Raw genomic sequence first — 17,181 nt, 5'->3', positions numbered from 1 at the left:
TGCCCACGGTGAGCGGACGCTGGTACGTCCTGCCCGACGCCGGGCTCGACCCCACGCAGGTCGCGCTGGCCCGGGCCGAGGTGCTGCTCGAGCGCTACGGCGTCGTCACCCGCGGCTCGGTCCAGGCCGAGCAGGTCCCCGGCGGCTTCGCCGGCGTCTACCGCGTGCTGCGCGAGCTCGAGCAGGGCGGACGCGCGCTGCGCGGCTACTTCGTCGAGTCCCTGGGGCGCGGCCCAGTTCGCGGCGTCGGCCACCGATCGACCGCCTGCGCTCCCACGACCGCGACGACGACGCACCCACCGGCGACCCCGCCGTCGTGCTGGCGGCCACCGACCCGGCCAACCCGTACGGGGCGGCGCTCGGCTGGCCCGAGCGTCCCGACACCGAGTCCAAGCACCGGCCCGGCCGCAAGTCCGGCGCCCTCGTGGCACTGCACGACGGCCAACCTCGTCGCGTACCTCGAGCGGGGCGGTCGCACCGTCCTCACCTTTCACCGACCGACGCCGGCCCGGCTCGCGGCGGCGGCCACGGCGCGTCGCCGGCGCGGTGCGCGGACGCCGGGTCGAGCGGCTGTCGGTCGAGACGATCGACGGCGGGGCCACGCTGTCCACCCCGTTCGGCGAGGCCCTCGTCGAGGCCGGCTTCGAGCGCGTCCCCAAGGGGGTGCGGCTGCGTGCCTGAGGGCGACACCGTCTGGCGCACGGCCCAGCGGCTGCACGACGCCCTGGCCGGACGCGCCCTGACCGTCAGCGACTTCCGCGTCCCGGCCTTCGCCACGCTCGACCTCACCGGCCAGGTCGTCGAGGAGGCGGTCAGCCGCGGCAAGCACCTGCTCGTGCGCACGCCGGAGGTGTCGATCCACTCGCACCTGAAGATGGAGGGCGCCTGGCACGTCTACCGGCCCGAGACGCGGTGGCGCCGTCCCGCGTACTCGGCCCGCGCCGTCCTGGCCAACCCCGAGTGGCAGGCCGTCGGCTTCTCGCTCGGCGTCCTGGAGGTGCTCGACCGCGACGCCGAGGCCGACGCGCTGGCCTACCTCGGTCCCGACCTGCTCGGGCCGGACTGGGACCTCGACGAGGCGGTTCACCGGGTCGCGGCCGATCCCGGCCGTCCGGTCTTCCTGGCCCTGCTCGACCAGCGCAACCTGGCCGGCTTCGGCAACGAGTACGTCAACGAGATCTGCTTCCTGCACGGCCTGCTGCCCACCCGGCCGGTCGGGGAGGTCGCCGACGTCCGGCGGGTCGTCGACCGCGGCCACCGGCTGCTCGACCTCAACAAGGCCCGCATCGAGCGCGCCTTCACCGGCAGCACGCGGCACGGCGAGGAGCGCTGGGTCTACGGCCGCGAGGGCAAGCCGTGCCGGCGCTGCGGCACGCGCCTGCTCAAGGGCGCCCTCGGCGACACCCCGCTGACCGAGCGCGACACCTACTGGTGTCCGCGCTGCCAGACCTAGGCGGGCCGGGACCGACCGCGCCGGACCGGTCCGCTGCTAGCGTGACGACGTCCGTGCGACAGCGAAGGAGGTGGGACCCGTGGACGAATCGACGTGGGTGCTCCTCCTCGAGGTCACGGTCGGGCGGTAGGTCGTCCGGAGCGCCCGTTCCCGGCACTCCGAGAGGCACGACCATGCACGTCCGCTCCGAATCCCGGCTCGACGACGTCGTCGAGCGAGTCCTCGTCGTCGACGACGTCCCCCGGGCATCCTGTGGGCTGCCCGCGCCCGCGTCGCCGGCCACGCCCGTCCCCGTGGTCCTGGCCGGCCAGCCCGGCGGCTTCAGCCTCGAGCAGACCCGTCCGCGGATGCGGGCTCGCGCCCGGCACGCCGCCCGGGGCGGGTCTCGCGACCGCCACGATCGAGCTGCCCGGAAGCGGGGACCGTCCGGCACCCGCCGGCGTGCACGCCGCACGCGCCGCGCTGCGCGAGGCGTTGACGGCGGGTCGGCCGGTCGGTGAGGACGTCGTCGACTCGCTGGTCCTCCCGCTCGTCGACCAGGCCGCCTCCGAGGGGCGCTCCGTCCTGGACCACCTCCTGGACCTGCCCGAGCTCGACGGTCCCGTCGGCCTGTCGGGCGGCGTCGTCTCGCTCACCGTCCGGCTGGCCGCGACCGACCCTCGCGTCGTCGCGGCCGTGCTGTTCGCCGGCAGCCTGGTGCCGCGCTCGATCGTCGCTCAGGCCCGGCAGGTCACCGTCCCGGTGCACGTCCTGCTGCAGTGGGACGACGAGCACAACGACCGCGCTCGGTCGCTCGAGCTGTTCGACGCCCTCGGCTCGGGCGAGAAGACCCTGCACGCCAACCTGGGCGGGCACACCGGGGTCCCGCCACACGCCGGCGCGGAGGCGATGCGCTTCCTCGCCCGGCACCTGGGCACGTCCGCGCCCTGACGGCGAGGGGCCCGCGACCGAGTGGTCGGGGCCCCTCGTGGGCGGGTCGGTCAGGCCACCTCGACCGGCGTGCGGACGCTGTACTCGATCTCCTCGTCCAGGCTCAGCCGCTTGGCGTCGCGCGAGTCGAGCACCCAGTTCTGCCGCACCAGCCACGGGGCACGGCTGCCCTGCTTGGGCAGCCGGTCGTTGGCCCGGGCCAGGTAGTTGGACTTCAGCTCCATGGGCGGGCGCTTCTCGCCGACGTCCGAGGCCGGACGCGGCGTGCCGTACTCGTAGTCCTGCTCGCGCAGGTGACGCAGGAAGCGCCCGGCGAAGACGGCGGTGAGGTCGGCGCGCAGCGTCCAGGACGCGTTGGAGTAGCCCAGCGCGTAGACCAGGTTGGGGACGCCGTCGAGCATGGCGCCGCGGTAGAGCACCTTCTCGCCGAGCTGCACCTTCTCGCCGTCCACGTCGATCTCGACGCCGTCGAACGCCGCGACCTGCAGGCCGGTGGCGCTCACCACGACGTCCGCCTCGATCTCGTCGCCGGAGCAGAGCCGGACGCCCTTCTCCGTGAAGCGCTCGACCTGGTCGGTGACGATGGAGGCGCGTCCCTGCTTGAGGGCGCCGAAGAAGTCGCCGTCGGGCACGAGGCACAGGCGCTGGTCCCACGGGTCGTAGCGCGGTGCGAAGTGCACGTCGACGGGGTAGCCCTCGGGCAGCTGCCGGGCGGCCAGCCGCTGCAGGATGCGCCGCGACGCCTTGGGGAACGCCCGGCAGAACAGGTAGAACCCGAGCGTCGTGACCGCCTTGTAGACGCGGGCGGCGCGGTGGGCGACCCCGGCGGGCAGCCGGCGGCGCAGCGCGTCGGCCACCTTGTCCTTGCCCGGCAGGGCCATGACGTAGGACGGCGAGCGCTGCAGCATCGTCACGTGCGCGGCCTGCTCGGCCATCGACGGCACGAGGGTCACGGCGGTGGCCCCGCTGCCGATGACCAGGACGCGCTTGCCGGCGTAGTCGAGGTCCTCGGGCCAGAACTGCGGCACGACGACCTGGCCCTGGTAGTCCTGCAGGCCGGGGAAGTCGGGCACGAAGGCCTCGCCGTAGCGGTAGTAGCCGGTGCCGGCGTAGATCATCGACGCCGTGAGCGTCACCGGACCGTCGGTGGTCTGCGCCGTGATCGTCCAGCGCGCGTCGGCCGACGACCAGCTCAGCCCGGTGACCCGGTGGCCGTAGCGGATGTGGTTGGCGATGCCCGTCTCCTCCGCGGTGCTGCGGATGTACTCGCGGATCGAGGGCCCGTCGGACAGCGACTTCTCGCCGGTCCAGGGCCGGAACGGGTAGGCCAGCGTGAACATGTCCGAGTCCGAGCGGACGCCCGGGTAGCGGAACAGGTCCCAGGTGCCGCCGAGGCGGTCGCGCCCCTCCAGCACGGCGTAGGTGACGCCGGGGTTGGCCTCGAGGATGCGGTACGCCCCGTCGATGCCGGACAGCCCGGCCCCGACGACGACGACGTCCAGGTGCTCAGTCATGGCGTCAATGTAACACTGTCGATGTCACATAGCCATGCCCGAACCGGGTCGGGCGTCTCGGGGCATGGGATAGGTTGAAGGCAGCCCGTCACGTGTCCGTCTGCCCGAGGAGCTCCATGCCCCTGTCCGCCCGTGGCACGACGCTGCGCTCGAACGAGGCCGCCCCCGCGTGACCGACACCGACCCGGCGTTCGTCCCGGACCGCGAGCTGCACACGCCCGCGTACGAGACGCCCGACCTCACGACCTGCGACCGCGAGCCGATCCACATCCCCGGCGCCATCCAGCCGCACGGCGTGCTCCTCGCCCTGGACGCGCAGATGAAGGTCGCCGCCGCCTCCACCAACACCGACCGTCACCTCGGCGTGCCGGCCGACGACCTCGTCGGACGTCCCCTCGACGAGGCGGTCGGCGCCACGACGGCCGAGGCGGTCCTGGCGCTGGTCGACCGGGCCGAGCCGGGCGAGCCCGCCCGCGTCGTCCTCGACACCGGCCGCGGCGACCTCGACCGCCGGCTGGCCGACGTCCTGACCCACCAGTCCGGCGAGCACCTGGTCGTCGAGATCGAGCCGGTCAGCGCCTCGGGCACCCAGCACGTCTCCTACCGCTCGACCCGGTCGGCGGTGACACGCCTGACCGCGGCGGCGTCGGTCGAGGACCTCACCCAGCGGCTGGCCGCCGAGATCCGCTCGCTCACCGGCTTCGACCGGGTCATGGTCTACCGCTTCGACGAGCAGTGGAACGGCGAGGTCGTCGCCGAGGAGAAGCTCGACCGGCTCAACTCGTTCAAGGGCCTGCACTACCCGGCCTCGGACATCCCGGCCCAGGCGCGACGGCTCTACACGTCCAACTGGACCCGGCTCATCGCCGACATCGGCTACCGGCCCGTGCCGCTGCACCCGGTGCGCGACCCCGGCACCGGACGGCCGCTGGACCTGTCCCACTCGGTGCTGCGCAGCGTCTCCCCCATCCACATCGAGTACCTGACCAACATGGGCGTCACGGCGTCGATGTCGGTCTCGATCGTCGTCGACGGGGTCCTGTGGGGACTCATCGCCTGCCACCACTACAGCGGCCCGCACCAGCCGTCGCTGGACGCCCGCTCGGCCGCGGAGTTCCTCGGCCAGACCGCGTCGACGCTCATCGCCGACCGCGAGCGCTCCGACCAGCGCGCCGCCGCCCTGGCCGCGCGCTCGGTGCTGTCGGAGATCATCTCGACGGTCACGACCGACCCGCGCACCCCGCACCAGGCGCTCATGGCGCACCCCTCCCTGCTCTCCCTGTTCGAGGCGTCCGGGGCCGCGCTCCACGCCGACGGCGAGACCATCCGCGTCGGCCAGCTGCCGCCGGAGTCGGTCGTGACCCGGATCGCCGAGGCCATGGCGGCCGAGGGCGGCGAGGACGGCGTCGTGGCCAGCCAGAACCTCGCCGCGCTCGACCCGACCCTGGCCGCGCACAGCGAGCTCGCGGCCGGCGCGTTCCGCATCGGCAACGGCGCCGGACGCTGGCTGCTGCTCGTGCGTCCGGAGCGCCGGCAGGTCGTCGACTGGGGCGGCGACCCGACCAACAAGGCGATCGCCGCGGCCGAGGGGCCGGACGTCCGGCTCAGCCCACGCAAGTCGTTCGAGAAGTGGCAGCAGGTCGTCAGCGGGCGCAGCCGTCCGTGGGAGTCCTGGCACGCCCAGACCGCGTCCGAGCTGCGTGCCCACATCGCCAACGTCCTCGTCCAGCGCACGCAGGAGCAGGTCAGCGTCGCCGAGTCGCTGCAGCGCAGCGTCGTGCCCTACGAGGTGCCGCGCTTCGACGGCGTCGAGCTCAGCGCCCTGTACCTGTCCGCGCCGGGCAGCCAGATCGGCGGCGACTGGTGGGACGCCCTCGAGCTGCCCGACGGCCGGGTGGCCGTGGTGGCCGGCGACGTCGCCGGGCACGGCGTCAAGGCGGCGGCCGCCATGGTGCAGGCCCGCACGGCCCTGCGCGCGTACCTGCTCGAGGGGCACGCGCTCGGCCACTGCCTGGACCGGCTCGACAACCTGTTCGTGCGGCTGCTCGACGGCCACACCGCCACGGTCGTCGTGGTCGCGATCGACCCGGGCTCGGGGCGCACCGAGGTCGCCAGCGCCGGTCACCCGCCCGCGCTGCTGGTCAGCGGCGGACGCACGAGCGCCCTCGACCTGGGCCGGCGCCCGCTGCTCGGGGTCGGCGTCGTCGGCGGCCGCAGCGCGTCGGTGACGCTCGAGCCCGGCGACACGGTGCTGCTCTACAGCGACGGCGTGGTGGAGAACCGGGACGCGTCCATCGACGCCTCGATCGACCAGCTCGCCACGCTGGCCGGCACCGGCCCCGACGACGACCTGGAGGCCTGGGTGCGCCGGCTCGTCCGCGAGACCGACCCCACGCAGGGCGACGACCGCACGGCCGTCGCGGTGCGCCGCACGTCCTTCTGACGGACATCACGTCCGGAGCGGGGTCGGGCTCTGCCAGACTTGTCCCCCGTGAGCACACCTGACAGCGCGACGGCCGGGCCGCTCGATCGCTTCTTCAAGATCTCCCAGCGCGGGTCCACCGTCGGCACCGAGGTGCGCGGCGGCTTCGTCACCTTCTTCACGATGGCCTACATCATCGTGCTGAACCCGCTGATCCTCGGCTTCGCCGTCGACGCCGACGGGAAGTTCCTGGGCGGTGGCGACGCGCCGAACCTCGCCGCGATCGCCGCCGGCACGTCCCTGGTCGCGGGCGTCATGAGCATCCTCATGGGCGTCGTCGCCAACTACCCCATGGCGCTGGCGACGGGCCTGGGCCTCAACGCGTTCGTCGCCGTCGCGGTCGCCTCGCAGATGACCTGGGCCGACGCGATGGGCCTGGTGGTCCTCGAGGGCATCGTCATCCTGGTCCTGGTGCTGACCGGCTTCCGCGAGGCGGTCTTCCACGCCGTGCCCGCGCAGCTGAAGGTCGCGATCAGCGTCGGCATCGGCCTGTTCATCGCGCTCATCGGCTTCGTGGACGCCGGCTGGGTGCGCCGCATCCCGGACGCCGCGCAGACCACCGTGCCGGTGCAGCTCGGCGCCACCGGCCAGCTCTCCGGCTGGCCCGTGCTCGTCTTCGCGATCGGCCTGGTCGCCGTCGTCGTGCTCTGGGTCCGCAACGTCCGCGGCGCGATCCTCATGACCATCATCGGCACCACGGTGCTGGCGATCATCGTCGAGTCGATCGTCGACGCCGGCTCGTCCTCGGACTCGCCCAAGGGCTGGGCGCTCAACGTCCCGTCGTGGCCGGACAAGGTCGTCGACGTCCCCGACTTCGGCACGCTCGGCGAGTTCAACCTGCTCGGCTCGTTCGAGTCCGTCGGCGTCGTCACCGCCGTGCTGCTGATCTTCACGCTCATGCTCGCCGACTTCTTCGACACCATGGGCACGATGACCGCCATCGGCGCCGAGGCGAACCTGCTGCAGGAGGACGGCACCCCGCCGAACACCCGCCGCATCCTGGTCGTCGACTCCGTGGCCGCCGCGGCCGGCGGCGCCGCGGGCGTCTCCTCCAACACGTCCTACATCGAGTCCGCCTCGGGCGTCGGCGAGGGCGCGCGCACCGGCCTGGCCACCGTCGTGACCGGCCTGCTCTTCCTGGCCTCGATGTTCCTGGCGCCGCTGGTCAACATCATCCCCAGCGAGGCGGCCGTCCCGGCGCTCGTCCTGGTCGGCTTCCTCATGATGCAGCAGGTGCGCGGCATCGACTGGGACGACGTCGAGATCGCCATCCCGGCCTTCCTGACCATCGCGCTCATGCCGTTCACGTACTCGATCTCGGTGGGCATCGGCGCGGGCTTCCTCGCCTACGTCGTCATCAAGGTCGCCCGCGGCAAGGTGCGCCTCGTGCACCCGCTCATGTGGGTCGTCGCGGCGCTCTTCCTGGTCTACTTCGCGATCAGCCCGATCACGGACCTGTTCAGCTAGTCCGACCCCACGACGCCCCGGCACCCGCGGTGCCGGGGCGTCGTCGCGTCTAGGCGCGCTCCAGGCCGAAGGCGATCATGAAGCCGGCGGCGGCGATGAGCCCGGCGTAGAGGTGGGTGCGCTCGAACGCCTCGGGGATCATCGTGTCGGCCACCATGGCCAGGATCGCGCCGGCGGCGACGGCGGTGATGACCGCGATGGTCTCGCCCGAGGCTCCCTCGAGCAGCAGCGCGCCCAGCAGGCCGGCCAGGCCGCTGGCGACGGCGATGCCGCCCCAGACTCCGAAGACGTACCGCGCGCTGCGCCCGTTCGCCTTCATGCCGGACGCGCTGGACAGCCCCTCGGGCAGGTTGGAGATGAAGATCGCCGCCAGCACCGGCACGCCCACTCCCCCGCCGCCCAGCAGGGTCAGGCCGAGCACGACCGACTCCGGGACGCCGTCGAGCAGCGCGCCGATCGCGATCGCGGCGCCGCTGCCCTCCTGCTCGTCCTCGGACGGCTGCTGCTCCTGCGAGCGCTTGCGGTGGGCCGCCCCCCGCCGGGCCAGGGCGACGTTGGCGGCCACGTAGACGAGCGCACCGCCGGCGAACCCCAGCAGGGTCGGCACGAGGCCGCCCGTGGCCTCGGCCTCGTCGACCAGGTCGAACGACAGCGCCGAGATCAGCACGCCCGAGCCGAACGCCATCACCGACGCGACCACGCGCTGCGGCACGTGCACGAACCAGGCGACGGCCGCTCCGATGACGAGCGCCCCTCCCGCGAGCAGGCCCCACAGTCCTGCCTCCAGCCAGACCGGCATCGTTCCCCTTTCGTTGCTCCCTGCACACAGTGCCCCGGGAGGCCCGCGTCCGCACCTCGCTCGCGTCGCCGCACCGGCCGTGGTCCAGGCGCGTGCCCGGACCGCGGTTGGGTGCACTAGCGTCGCGGGGTGCGTCTCGTCGTCCGTTCCCTGTCCGTCGTCCTGGTCACCGGCTTCGCGCTCGGCGTGCTGACGTCGTTCGGCCAGAAGCTGCTGCCCGACGAGCTCACCTCGTTCGCCAACTCGAGCGGGTCGTGGTCGCTGGTGGCGTTCCTGCTGGCGCTCCGGGCGCCGCGACCGGCCCTCGCCCTGGTCGGCGGGGCCCTGGCGCTGTGGGGCCTGCTGGCCGGCTACATCGTCGCGTCCGAGCTGCGCGGCTTCGCCGTGTCGTCCTGGCTCGTGACTTTCTGGGGCGCCGCCGGACTCGTCGCCGGACCGCTGCTGGGCCTGGCCGCCTGGTGGGTCCGGCACGGCACGGCCGCGCAGGGGCGGTCTCGGCGCCGGCGCGCTGGCCGGCGTGCTCGTCGGCGAGGGCGCCTACGGACTGACCGTCGTCGGCGACACCACCGAGCCCGAGTACTGGTGGCTGCAGGTCGGTGCCGGCGTCGTCGTGTGGCTGGCGACGACGTGGTGGCACCGCTCGCTGACGACGTTCACCACCGCCCTGGTCACCGGCGCGGGCGTGGCCGCCGCGTTCCTGGCGGTGTACGAGCGGGTCTGAGGCTCAGTCGCCCGACGCGGTCAGCTCGGCGACCTCCTCCGGGCTGAGCTCCAGGTGCACGGCCTGCGCCGAGTCGGTGATGCTCGCGGGGCGGGAGGCGCCGGGGATCGGGATCACCGTGGGCGACAGGGCCAGCTCCCAGGCCAGCGTGACCTGGTACGGGCTGACGCCGTGCGCCTCGGCGACCCGGCCGAACGCCGCGTGCCGGTCGGCCAGCTCGGAGGCCTGCTTCATGCCGCCGAGCGGGCTCCAGGGCAGGAAGGCCAGGCCGAGCTCGGCGCACAGCTCGAGCTCGGGGTAGCTGGACCGGAAGGCGGGCGAGAACTGGTTCTGCACCGCGACGAGCCCGTCCCCGAGCACCCGGTGGGCCAGCTTGATCTGCTCGGGGTCGGCGTTGGAGATGCCGGCCGCCCGGATGACGCCCTCCTGCAGCAGGTCGGCGAACGCGCCAAGCGTCTCCTCGTACGGCACCTCGGGGTCGGGACGGTGGTACTGGTACAGGTCGATCGCCTCGGCCCCCAGGCGTGACGCGGACGCCTTGGCCGCCTCCTTGACGTGCTCGGGGCGACCGTCGAGCGTCCAGGTGCCGTCGGGCTGGCGCAGGTGACCGCCCTTCGTCGCAACCAGGACGTCGTCGGTGCTGCCGCCCCACGAGCGCAGCGCCTCGGCGACCAGCGACTCGTTGTGACCGGTCTCGTCGTGGCCGACCTCGTCGGCGCCGAGGTGGTAGGCGTCGGCGGTGTCGATGAGCGCGACGCCGGCGTCCAGAGCGGCGTGGATGGTCGCGATCGACCGATCCCGGTCGGGGCGCCCCTCGACCGACATGGGCATGCCGCCCAGCCCGATGGCGCTGACCTGCCGGTCGCCGATGCGTCGCTGCTGCATGGATCGCTCCTCGTCCGCGGGTCCGCGCACCGGACGGCGCACGGCGTCCTCGACGCTATCCGTTCTGCGCCCGCCCGCGACCCGAGCCCCGGGAACGACCAAAGGCCGCCCCCGAGGGGACGGCCTTCGTGTCGCGTGGAGCTGCCGGGAATCGAACCCGGGTCCTCTGACGCAGGATCAGGACTTCTCCGGGTGCAGTCCGTCTGGCGCTTTTCTCAGCCCCGGTGCTCGGACGAACGCGTCACCGACAGGCTCAGCCACGTAGAAGTCCCGGTCACGCCCCGTGGCACGGCGTGACCAGCAAGTCCCCTAGATGAGACGGATGATCTGGATCGGGAACACTCCAGGTCCGCCCTTCACCAGTCGCTGTCAGGCAGCGAGGGTGAAGTCAGTGCGCTTGTTCTCGGCACTTGTGAGTTTCCATGGATCGTTAAAGAGATGACCATGGGTCCTCTACCCGCTTCTCCTGAACCGTACGACCAAAGTCGAAACCGTTCAGCCCCTTGTGGTGTTGTCAATGCCGGTCGCCCGGCTGTCCTACTGTACCGGTTCCAACAGCGGCCGGCTCCCGGTCATTCCCCGGCCGGCCCTTCGACGCCGAACAGCCGCGCCCCGTTGTGCCACAGCACGTCGCGCAGCCAGTCGCGGCCCAGGTCGAGGCCGACGAGCGACTCGACCTGATGGGCGTAGGCGTAGGGGATGTTCGGGAAGTCGGTGCCGAGGAGGATGCGGTCCTGCAGCGCGACGACCTTGGGCAGCAGCGTCGGGTCGTGGGGCGTGCCGAAGAAGTCGACCCAGACCATCGTGGTGTCGAGGTGGACGTTCGGGTGGTCGGCGGCCAGGGCCAGGAACTCGTGCGACTCGGGCATGCCCAGGTGGGCGATCACCAGGGTGAGGTCCGGGTAGCGGCGCAGGACGTCGGCCACCTGCTGCGGGCCGGTGTGCTCCCCCGGCATCGGGCCGGACCCGGCGTGCAGCACGACCGGGGTGCCGGACGCCTGCAGCGTCTCCCACACCGGGTCGAGCAGCGGGTCGCGCGGGTCGAACTCGCCCACCTGGACGTGCGCCTTGAACACCTGCACGCCGTCCTCGACCAGCCGCGGCACGTACTCGGCGGCCGACGGCTCGGGGAAGAACGTGCCCGACCACAGGCAGTCGGGCTTGTCGGCGGCGAACTCGCGGCCCCAGTCGTTCATGAACTCGGCGACGCCGGCCTTGTGCGCGTACGACAGCGCCGAGAACCGCGAGACGCCCAGCGCCCGCAGCTGCGCGACGCGCTCGTCGTCGCTGCCGCGGTAGGTGATCGGCCACGGACGTCCGAGCTTGGGGCCCGCGGCGTCGAAGTAGGCCCACACCGCCTTGAGGATGGCCGGCGGCATGAAGTGCACGTGGACGTCGAACAGTCCTGGCAGACCCAGGTCGTGGACGAGGCCCGGGACGTCCTCGTCGCGCAGCGTCACAGACCCTTGAGCCGGCGCCCGACCTCGCGCTCGGCGTCGCGGGTGGCCTGGCGCTCGGCGATGGCGTGGCGCTTGTCGTAGGACTTCTTGCCCCGCGCCACGGCCAGCTCGACCTTCGCCCGGCCGTCCTTGAAGTACAGCGAGAGCGGGATGAGCGACATGCCCTTGGTGTCGACGCGCTGCTCCAGGCGGGCGATCTCGCGCTTGTGCAGCAGCAGCTTGCGGCGCCGGCGGGTCTCGTGGTTCGTCCAGGTGCCGTTGAAGTACTGCGGGATGTGCACCTGCAGCAGCCAGGCCTCGCCGTGGTGGTCGATCTCGGCGAACCCGTCGACCAGGGACGCGCGCCCCTCGCGCAGCGACTTCACCTCGGTGCCCATGAGCACGAGGCCCGCCTCGACGGTGTCCTCGATGAGGTAGTCGTGACGCGCCTTCTTGTTCTGGGCGATCATCTTCCGACCGGTCTCCTTGGGCACCCGCCCAGTCTAGTCACCCGGGCGGGAGCGGCGCCCCTACAGCCAGTTCATCGGGTTCGTCGTCGAGCCGTTCACCAGCACCATGAAGTGCAGGTGGCAGCCGGTCGAGTACCCGGTGGAGCCGACGTAGCCGATGACGTCGCCGCGGTCGACCCGCGCGCCGGTCGAGCGGCGGTAGCCGGACAGGTGGTTGTAGGTCGTGATGACGCTCTTGCCCCGCATGACGCCGTGGTTGACGATGACGCGGTTCCCGTAGCCGGCGTTGTAGTACTGCTCGATGATCCTGCCGGACGCGGCCGCGCGGATCGGCGTGCCGCAGCCGACGCCGAAGTCGGTGCCGTCGTGCAGCTTGTAGACGCCGGTGACCGGGTGCAGGCGCATGCCGTAGCGGCTGGTGATCGGGCCGCTGACGGGGTGCATGAGCCGGCTCGAGCCGCTGTCGCTGGAGTCGCGTCCTCCCCCGCCGTCGCCGTTGGAGCCCTTGTTCGCGCGGGCGCGACGCCGGGCCTCGGCCAGCTCACGGGCGACGATCGCGCGCAGGCGGGCCTGGACGCGCGAGCGCTCCGACTCCAGCGCGGCCAGCTTGGCGGCGTCGGCGGACTTGATCTTGGCGGCGGCCTTGCGGGCGACCTCGCGGTCGGCGACCAGGCCGGCGACCTTCGTGGCCTGCACCTCGGCGTCGGCCTCGAGCTCGCGCATGCGGACGAGGTTGGCCGCGGCCTCCTCGCGCTGGGCCTTGACCTGGTCGCGCAGCTTCTCGACCGCGTCGCGCTCGATCTGGAGCATGACCTTGCGGGCGTCCAGGCGCTGCAGCTCGGCGGCCTGGGCGTCGGCGATGGAGCTGTTGATGCTCATCTGCTCGGAGAACTCCGAGGTGCTCTTGCCCTGCAGCAGCCCGCTGACGGCGCGCAGGCTGGGGTCGCCCTGCTGCAGCGTCTCGATGGCGAACTGCTGGATGCCGACCTCGGCCTTGGCGAGCTCCTTCTCGGAGCGCTTCAGGCGCTTCTCGGCGGCCTCGAGCTTGGCCTGGGTCTGCTCGAGCTTGCGCTGCATCTCGGCGTCACGGCGCTGGGCCTCGGCGAGCTGGGCCCGGGTGGTGTCGAGCCGCTTCTGGGCCTTGTCCAGGACGGCCTGGGCGGCGGCGAGCTTCTTGGCCGCGGCGGCGTACGCCTTGGACGACTCGTCGTAGCTCTCCTGGGCGTCCTCGATCTTGCCAGTGACCTCGCGCTTGCGCTCCTTGAGGTCGGACTTGTCGTCGGCGACGCTCGGCGACATGACGCCCAGGCCGAGCGCCAGGACGAGAGCCGCCGAGACGGCGGTACGCCGACGCCCGGTTGCGAGCTTGACCATGTGTTCCACCTCAGGGGAAGAGGGCCGGGAAGGCCGACTGGGGGGCACGTGACTGCAGATGACCGGACCGACGATAACGCAAAACCCTCAAGTACGGGTTCATGCATCGGCCGCGCGTCGCCCCACCTGAGGCGGTTTGGTCAGACGTCCAGGTACTTGCGGGTCATCACGAGCGTCGGCACGAGCGCGAGCACGAGCGACAGCACCACGGTCCAGCCCATGACGACGGCCGACTCCGACCAGCCCACCCAGGTGGTGATGGTGCCCAGGTTCTCGCGCAGGTAGCCGTAGACGACGAACTCCATGAACGCGGCGAGCCCGGCGCAGGCCAGGACGGCCGAGGCGAGCGCGGCGACCAGCGACTCCAGCAGGAACGGCAGCTGGATGTGCCAGCTGGACGCACCGACCAGGCGCATGATGCCGATCTCGCGGCGGCGGGCGTACGCCGTCATCCGGATGGTGTTGGAGACCTGCAGCACCGCGGCGACGATGAGCACCAGCGAGGTGGCCAGCGCGGCCCAACGCATCTTGTCCAGCAGCTCGAACAGCGGGCCGAGCAGCTGCTTGAGCGAGCTGACGCTGTCGACGCCGGTCATGCCCGACAGCTCGCTCTGCAGGCCGTCGGAGTCGTCGCGGTCGACGAGCGTGACGTTGTAGGACTGCGGGAACGCCTCGACGGTCAGGGTGTCGAGCGTCTTGCGGCCGGTGGCGTTCTGGTTGTAGACCGCCTTGGCCTTCTCGAAGTTCTGCTCCGGGGTGCGGATCTCGAAGGACTTGACCTCGGGGTTCTGGTCCAGGACGGCCTCGACCGCCTCGCGGTCGGCGTCGGACGCGGCCCCGTCGACGCAGTTCGCGCTCGGCGACAGCTCGGTGCACAGGTTGACCTGCACCTGAAGCCGGTCGCCGTAGTAGCGCTCGGTGCGGTCGGCCTGCGACTGCATGAGCAGGCCCAGCGCGGCGAGCAGCAGCGAGACGGTCATGGTGACGACCAGCGAGATCGTCATGGACTTGTTGCGCGAGAGGCTGACGCCGAGGTCGGACATCGCGGTGCGGACGCTCATCGGATCACCCCTGCATCCCGTAGTTGCCCCGGGACTCGTCGCGGACGACCTGCCCGTTCTCGAGCTGGATGACCCGCTTGCGCATCTGGTCGACGATCGAGGAGTCGTGGGTGGCCATGACCACCGTCGTGCCGGCGCGGTTGATGCGGTCCAGCAGCTTCATGATGCCGACGGACGTGGCCGGGTCGAGGTTGCCGGTGGGCTCGTCGGCGATGAGGATCATCGGCCGGTTGACGAACGCGCGGGCGATCGCGACGCGCTGCTGCTCGCCGCCGGACAGCTCGTCGGGGAACCGGTGGCCCTTGTTCTCCAGGCCGACCAGCTCGAGCGTCTCCGGCACGACCGCGTTGATCTCCGAGCGGGACTTGCCGATGACGCGCAGCGCGAAGGCGACGTTGTCGTGCACCGTCTTGTTCGGCAGCAGCCGGAAGTCCTGGAAGACCGTGCCCACCTGGCGGCGCAGCTTGGGCACCTTCCAGCTCGACAGCTTGTTGATCTCCTTGCCGGCGACGAAGACGCGTCCCCGGGAGGGACGGGCCTCACGCAGCACGAGGCGCAGGAAGCTGGACTTGCCCGAGCCGGAAGCACCGACGAGGAAGACGAACTCGTCCTTGGCGACCTCGAGGTCGACGTTGTCGAGTGCCGGCCGCTTCTGCCCGGGGTAGGTCAAGGAGACCTTGTCGAAGCGAATCACTCGGTCGAGTGTACGAACCGGACCCCCTGCTTCAAGGCAGGCTCGCCGGGCCCCGGACGGCTCAGACGGAGGTCGACTCCTGGCGGCGCCAGCGGATGCCGGCCTCGATGAAGTCGTCGATCTCGCCGTCGAGCACGGCCTGGGTGTTGCCGGTCTCGTGCTCGGTGCGCAGGTCCTTGACCAGCTGGTACGGGTTGAGGACGTAGTTGCGCATCTGGTCGCCCCAGGACGCCTGCACGTCGCCGCGCAGCTCGTCGAGCTGGGCGCGCTCCTCGGCCTTCTTGAGGGCGAGCAGCTTGGCCTTGAGGATGACCATCGCGGACGCCTTGTTCTGCAGCTGGCTCTTCTCGTTCTGGCAGCTGACGACGACGCCGGTCGGGATGTGGGTCAGGCGCACGGCCGAGTCGGTCGTGTTGACGCTCTGGCCGCCGGGGCCCGACGAGCGGTACACGTCCACGCGGATCTCGTCCTCGGGGATGTCGACCTCGTCGGTCTGCTCCAGCACGGGCACGACCTCGACCGCGGCGAAGGACGTCTGGCGGCGGCCCTGGTTGTCGAACGGCGAGATGCGCACGAGGCGGTGCGTGCCGGACTCGACCGAGAGCGTGCCGTACGCGTACGGCGCCTTGACCGCGAAGGTGACCGACTTGATGCCGGCACCCTCGGCCCAGGAGGTGTCGTAGACCTCCAGCGGGTACTTGTGACGCTCGGCCCAGCGCTGGTACATGCGCTGCAGCATCTCGGCGAAGTCGGTGGCGTCGTCGCCGCCGGCGCCCGAGCGGATGGTGACGATGGCCTCGCGCTCGTCGTACTCGCCCGACAGCAGGGTGCGGACCTCGAGCGCCTCGACCGCCTTGTGCAGGCGGGCGATCTCGGCCTCGGCCTCGGCGAGCGAGTCGGGGTCGCCCTCGTCCTGGGCGAGCTCGACGAGCACCTCGACGTCGTCGATGCGCTGGCGCAGGCCGGAGACGCGCTCGACCTCGGCCTGGAGCACCGAGAGACGTCCGGTCACGCGCTGGGCGTTGGCCTGGTCGTCCCACAGGTCGGGGGCGCCGACCTGCTCCTGGAGCTCGTCGATCTCGGCCTGGATCTTGGGAAGGTCCAGCACCTTCTCGATCGACGTCATCGTCTGGTCGAGGGCCCTGAGCTGCTCACCGAAATCCACTGTCGCCACCCTCCGAGGCTACAGGCTGGGCCCGCGACGCTCGCGCTCGCGCCGGTTGTCCCCGCCCGGTGCCACCCTGGGGCCATGAGCATCGGCACGCCCGGCGGCACGGAGGAGCGTCCGTGCGTCTTCTTCCGCGACGCGGCGGAGTTCCGCGCCTGGCTCGAGGCGCACCACGACACCGCCACCGAGCTGTGGATGGGGCTGCGCAAGAAGCACGTCCCCGACCGCGGGCTCACCTGGGAGGACGCCGTCCCCGAGGCGCTGTGCTTCGGCTGGATCGACAGCGTCTCCCAGCGCATCGACGACGACACCCGTCGCCAGCGCTGGACACCGCGCACGAAGGGCAGCACCTGGAGCGCGGTCAACGTCGCCCACGTCGAGCGGCTGGTCGCCGAGGGGCGCATGACCCCGGCCGGCCTGGCCGCGTTCGAGCGGCGCACGCCCGAGCGCACCGGCACCTACTCGCACGAGAACGACGACGACCTCACCCCCGAGATGCTCGCCCGGCTCGAGGCCGACCCGGTCGCCGGGCGCGTGGTGGCACGGGCGCCACCGCGACCTACCCGGCGCCAGTGCGCGCACTGGGTGGTGTCGGCCAAGCGCGAGGCCACGCGGCAGAGCCGGTTCGAGGCGCTGCTGGACGACAGCCGGCACGGACGCCTGGTGGCCTTCCAGCGCTACGGCGAGGAGCCGCGGTGGGCGGTGCGGCTGCGCGAGCAGCTCG

Annotated in this window: 15 protein-coding genes, 1 other RNA gene and 3 pseudogenes; 9 read left to right on the top strand and 10 right to left on the bottom strand. The window is 72.0% G+C overall.

Features of this window, described 5'->3' with window-relative positions; translation table 11 throughout:
* Positions 1-8 precede the first annotated feature (8 nt).
* From AC2W7G_RS02060 to AC2W7G_RS02045, 4 genes and pseudogenes are all read left to right on the top strand, one after another.
* Positions 9-167 (top strand): annotated as a pseudogene (locus AC2W7G_RS02060) (Lhr family helicase); the annotation flags it as partial.
* Positions 168-546: 379 nt separating this feature from the next.
* The gene (locus AC2W7G_RS02055; RefSeq protein WP_485866970.1) at positions 547-681 is read left to right on the top strand and encodes a hypothetical protein; all 135 of its coding nucleotides are present in this window, start codon (positions 547-549) and stop codon (positions 679-681) included.
* Positions 674-1,453 (top strand): DNA-formamidopyrimidine glycosylase family protein, encoded by a 780-nt coding sequence (locus AC2W7G_RS02050; RefSeq protein ID WP_485866969.1) that lies wholly within the window; start codon positions 674-676, stop codon positions 1,451-1,453. Before AC2W7G_RS02055 ends, AC2W7G_RS02050 begins: the two co-directional genes overlap by 8 nt.
* 441 nt (positions 1,454-1,894) lie before the next feature.
* A complete protein-coding gene (locus AC2W7G_RS02045; protein WP_485866968.1) occupies positions 1,895-2,383 on the top strand; it encodes a dienelactone hydrolase family protein in 489 nt (162 codons plus the stop codon).
* Positions 2,384-2,433: 50 nt separating this feature from the next.
* Here AC2W7G_RS02045 and AC2W7G_RS02040 read toward each other — a convergent pair whose 3' ends face one another.
* Entirely contained in the window at positions 2,434-3,897 is a 1,464-nt protein-coding gene (locus tag AC2W7G_RS02040; protein ID WP_485866967.1) for a flavin-containing monooxygenase, read from the bottom strand.
* Positions 3,898-4,066: 169 nt separating this feature from the next.
* Between AC2W7G_RS02040 and AC2W7G_RS02035 the strand changes: the two genes are divergently transcribed.
* Positions 4,067-6,340 carry a SpoIIE family protein phosphatase gene (locus AC2W7G_RS02035; protein WP_485866966.1) on the top strand — a complete coding sequence of 758 codons (2,274 nt, stop codon included), beginning with the start codon at positions 4,067-4,069 and terminating at the stop codon, positions 6,338-6,340.
* A gap of 48 nt (positions 6,341-6,388) precedes the next feature.
* On the top strand, positions 6,389-7,846 hold the full coding sequence (locus tag AC2W7G_RS02030; RefSeq protein WP_485866965.1) for an NCS2 family permease: 1,458 nt from the start codon (positions 6,389-6,391) through the stop codon (positions 7,844-7,846).
* Positions 7,847-7,895: 49 nt separating this feature from the next.
* Here AC2W7G_RS02030 and AC2W7G_RS02025 read toward each other — a convergent pair whose 3' ends face one another.
* Complete coding sequence (locus AC2W7G_RS02025) at positions 7,896-8,645, bottom strand: ZIP family metal transporter (RefSeq protein ID WP_485866964.1); 750 nt, start codon at positions 8,643-8,645, stop codon at positions 7,896-7,898.
* Positions 8,646-8,774: 129 nt separating this feature from the next.
* Here AC2W7G_RS02025 and AC2W7G_RS02020 point away from each other — a divergent pair.
* Positions 8,775-9,110 (top strand): annotated as a pseudogene (locus AC2W7G_RS02020) (DUF6518 family protein); the annotation flags it as partial.
* Positions 9,111-9,135: 25 nt separating this feature from the next.
* Positions 9,136-9,366 (top strand): annotated as a pseudogene (locus AC2W7G_RS02015) (DUF6518 family protein); the annotation flags it as partial.
* Positions 9,367-9,369: 3 nt separating this feature from the next.
* Here AC2W7G_RS02015 and AC2W7G_RS02010 read toward each other — a convergent pair.
* The 8 genes from AC2W7G_RS02010 to prfB form a co-directional block, all read right to left on the bottom strand.
* On the bottom strand, positions 9,370-10,251 hold the full coding sequence (locus AC2W7G_RS02010) for an aldo/keto reductase (RefSeq protein ID WP_485866963.1): 882 nt from the start codon (positions 10,249-10,251) through the stop codon (positions 9,370-9,372).
* A gap of 133 nt (positions 10,252-10,384) precedes the next feature.
* Positions 10,385-10,754, bottom strand: a transfer-messenger RNA (tmRNA) gene (gene ssrA, locus AC2W7G_RS02005).
* Positions 10,755-10,823: 69 nt separating this feature from the next.
* Positions 10,824-11,711, bottom strand: coding sequence for an amidohydrolase family protein (locus AC2W7G_RS02000; protein ID WP_485866962.1), 888 nt, complete (start codon positions 11,709-11,711; stop codon positions 10,824-10,826).
* A complete protein-coding gene (smpB, locus tag AC2W7G_RS01995; protein ID WP_485866961.1) occupies positions 11,708-12,184 on the bottom strand; it encodes an SsrA-binding protein SmpB in 477 nt (158 codons plus the stop codon). The genes AC2W7G_RS02000 and smpB overlap by 4 nt, the downstream gene beginning before the upstream one ends.
* Positions 12,185-12,220: 36 nt before the next feature.
* Positions 12,221-13,534 carry a peptidoglycan DD-metalloendopeptidase family protein gene (locus AC2W7G_RS01990; RefSeq protein ID WP_485866960.1) on the bottom strand — a complete coding sequence of 438 codons (1,314 nt, stop codon included), beginning with the start codon at positions 13,532-13,534 and terminating at the stop codon, positions 12,221-12,223.
* Between the two features lie 140 nt (positions 13,535-13,674).
* Positions 13,675-14,595 (bottom strand): permease-like cell division protein FtsX, encoded by a 921-nt coding sequence (gene ftsX, locus AC2W7G_RS01985; RefSeq protein ID WP_485866959.1) that lies wholly within the window; start codon positions 14,593-14,595, stop codon positions 13,675-13,677.
* A 4-nt stretch (positions 14,596-14,599) separates the two neighbouring features.
* Complete coding sequence (gene ftsE, locus AC2W7G_RS01980; protein ID WP_485866958.1) at positions 14,600-15,289, bottom strand: cell division ATP-binding protein FtsE; 690 nt, start codon at positions 15,287-15,289, stop codon at positions 14,600-14,602.
* A 61-nt stretch (positions 15,290-15,350) separates the two neighbouring features.
* Positions 15,351-16,463: a peptide chain release factor 2 gene (gene prfB, locus AC2W7G_RS01975; protein ID WP_485866957.1), complete on the bottom strand. Its 1,113-nt coding sequence runs from the start codon at positions 16,461-16,463 to the stop codon at positions 15,351-15,353.
* 75 nt (positions 16,464-16,538) lie between these two features.
* Here prfB and AC2W7G_RS01970 point away from each other — a divergent pair.
* Positions 16,539-17,181 (top strand): YdeI/OmpD-associated family protein (locus AC2W7G_RS01970; RefSeq protein ID WP_485866956.1); only part of this gene is annotated, 643 nt, incomplete at its 3' end.

It is taken from the genome of Aeromicrobium sp. PFPM2_SD2 (genome assembly GCF_057364525.1).
The sequence above is the reverse complement of the archived record's forward strand: the minus strand, read 5'-3'. Positions and strand labels throughout refer to the sequence as shown.

What these genes read in the sequence shown, in the direction of transcription:
- AC2W7G_RS02025 (WP_485866964.1), bottom strand. Translation starts at nt 8,645, where the DNA reads ATGCCGGTCTGGCTGGAGGCAGGACTGTGGGGCCTGCTCGCGGGAGGG.
- AC2W7G_RS02010 (WP_485866963.1), bottom strand. Translation starts at nt 10,251, where the DNA reads ATGCAGCAGCGACGCATCGGCGACCGGCAGGTCAGCGCCATCGGGCTG.
- ftsX (WP_485866959.1), bottom strand. Translation starts at nt 14,595, where the DNA reads ATGAGCGTCCGCACCGCGATGTCCGACCTCGGCGTCAGCCTCTCGCGC.
- AC2W7G_RS01990 (WP_485866960.1), bottom strand. Translation starts at nt 13,534, where the DNA reads ATGGTCAAGCTCGCAACCGGGCGTCGGCGTACCGCCGTCTCGGCGGCT.
- AC2W7G_RS02040 (WP_485866967.1), bottom strand. Translation starts at nt 3,897, where the DNA reads ATGACTGAGCACCTGGACGTCGTCGTCGTCGGGGCCGGGCTGTCCGGC.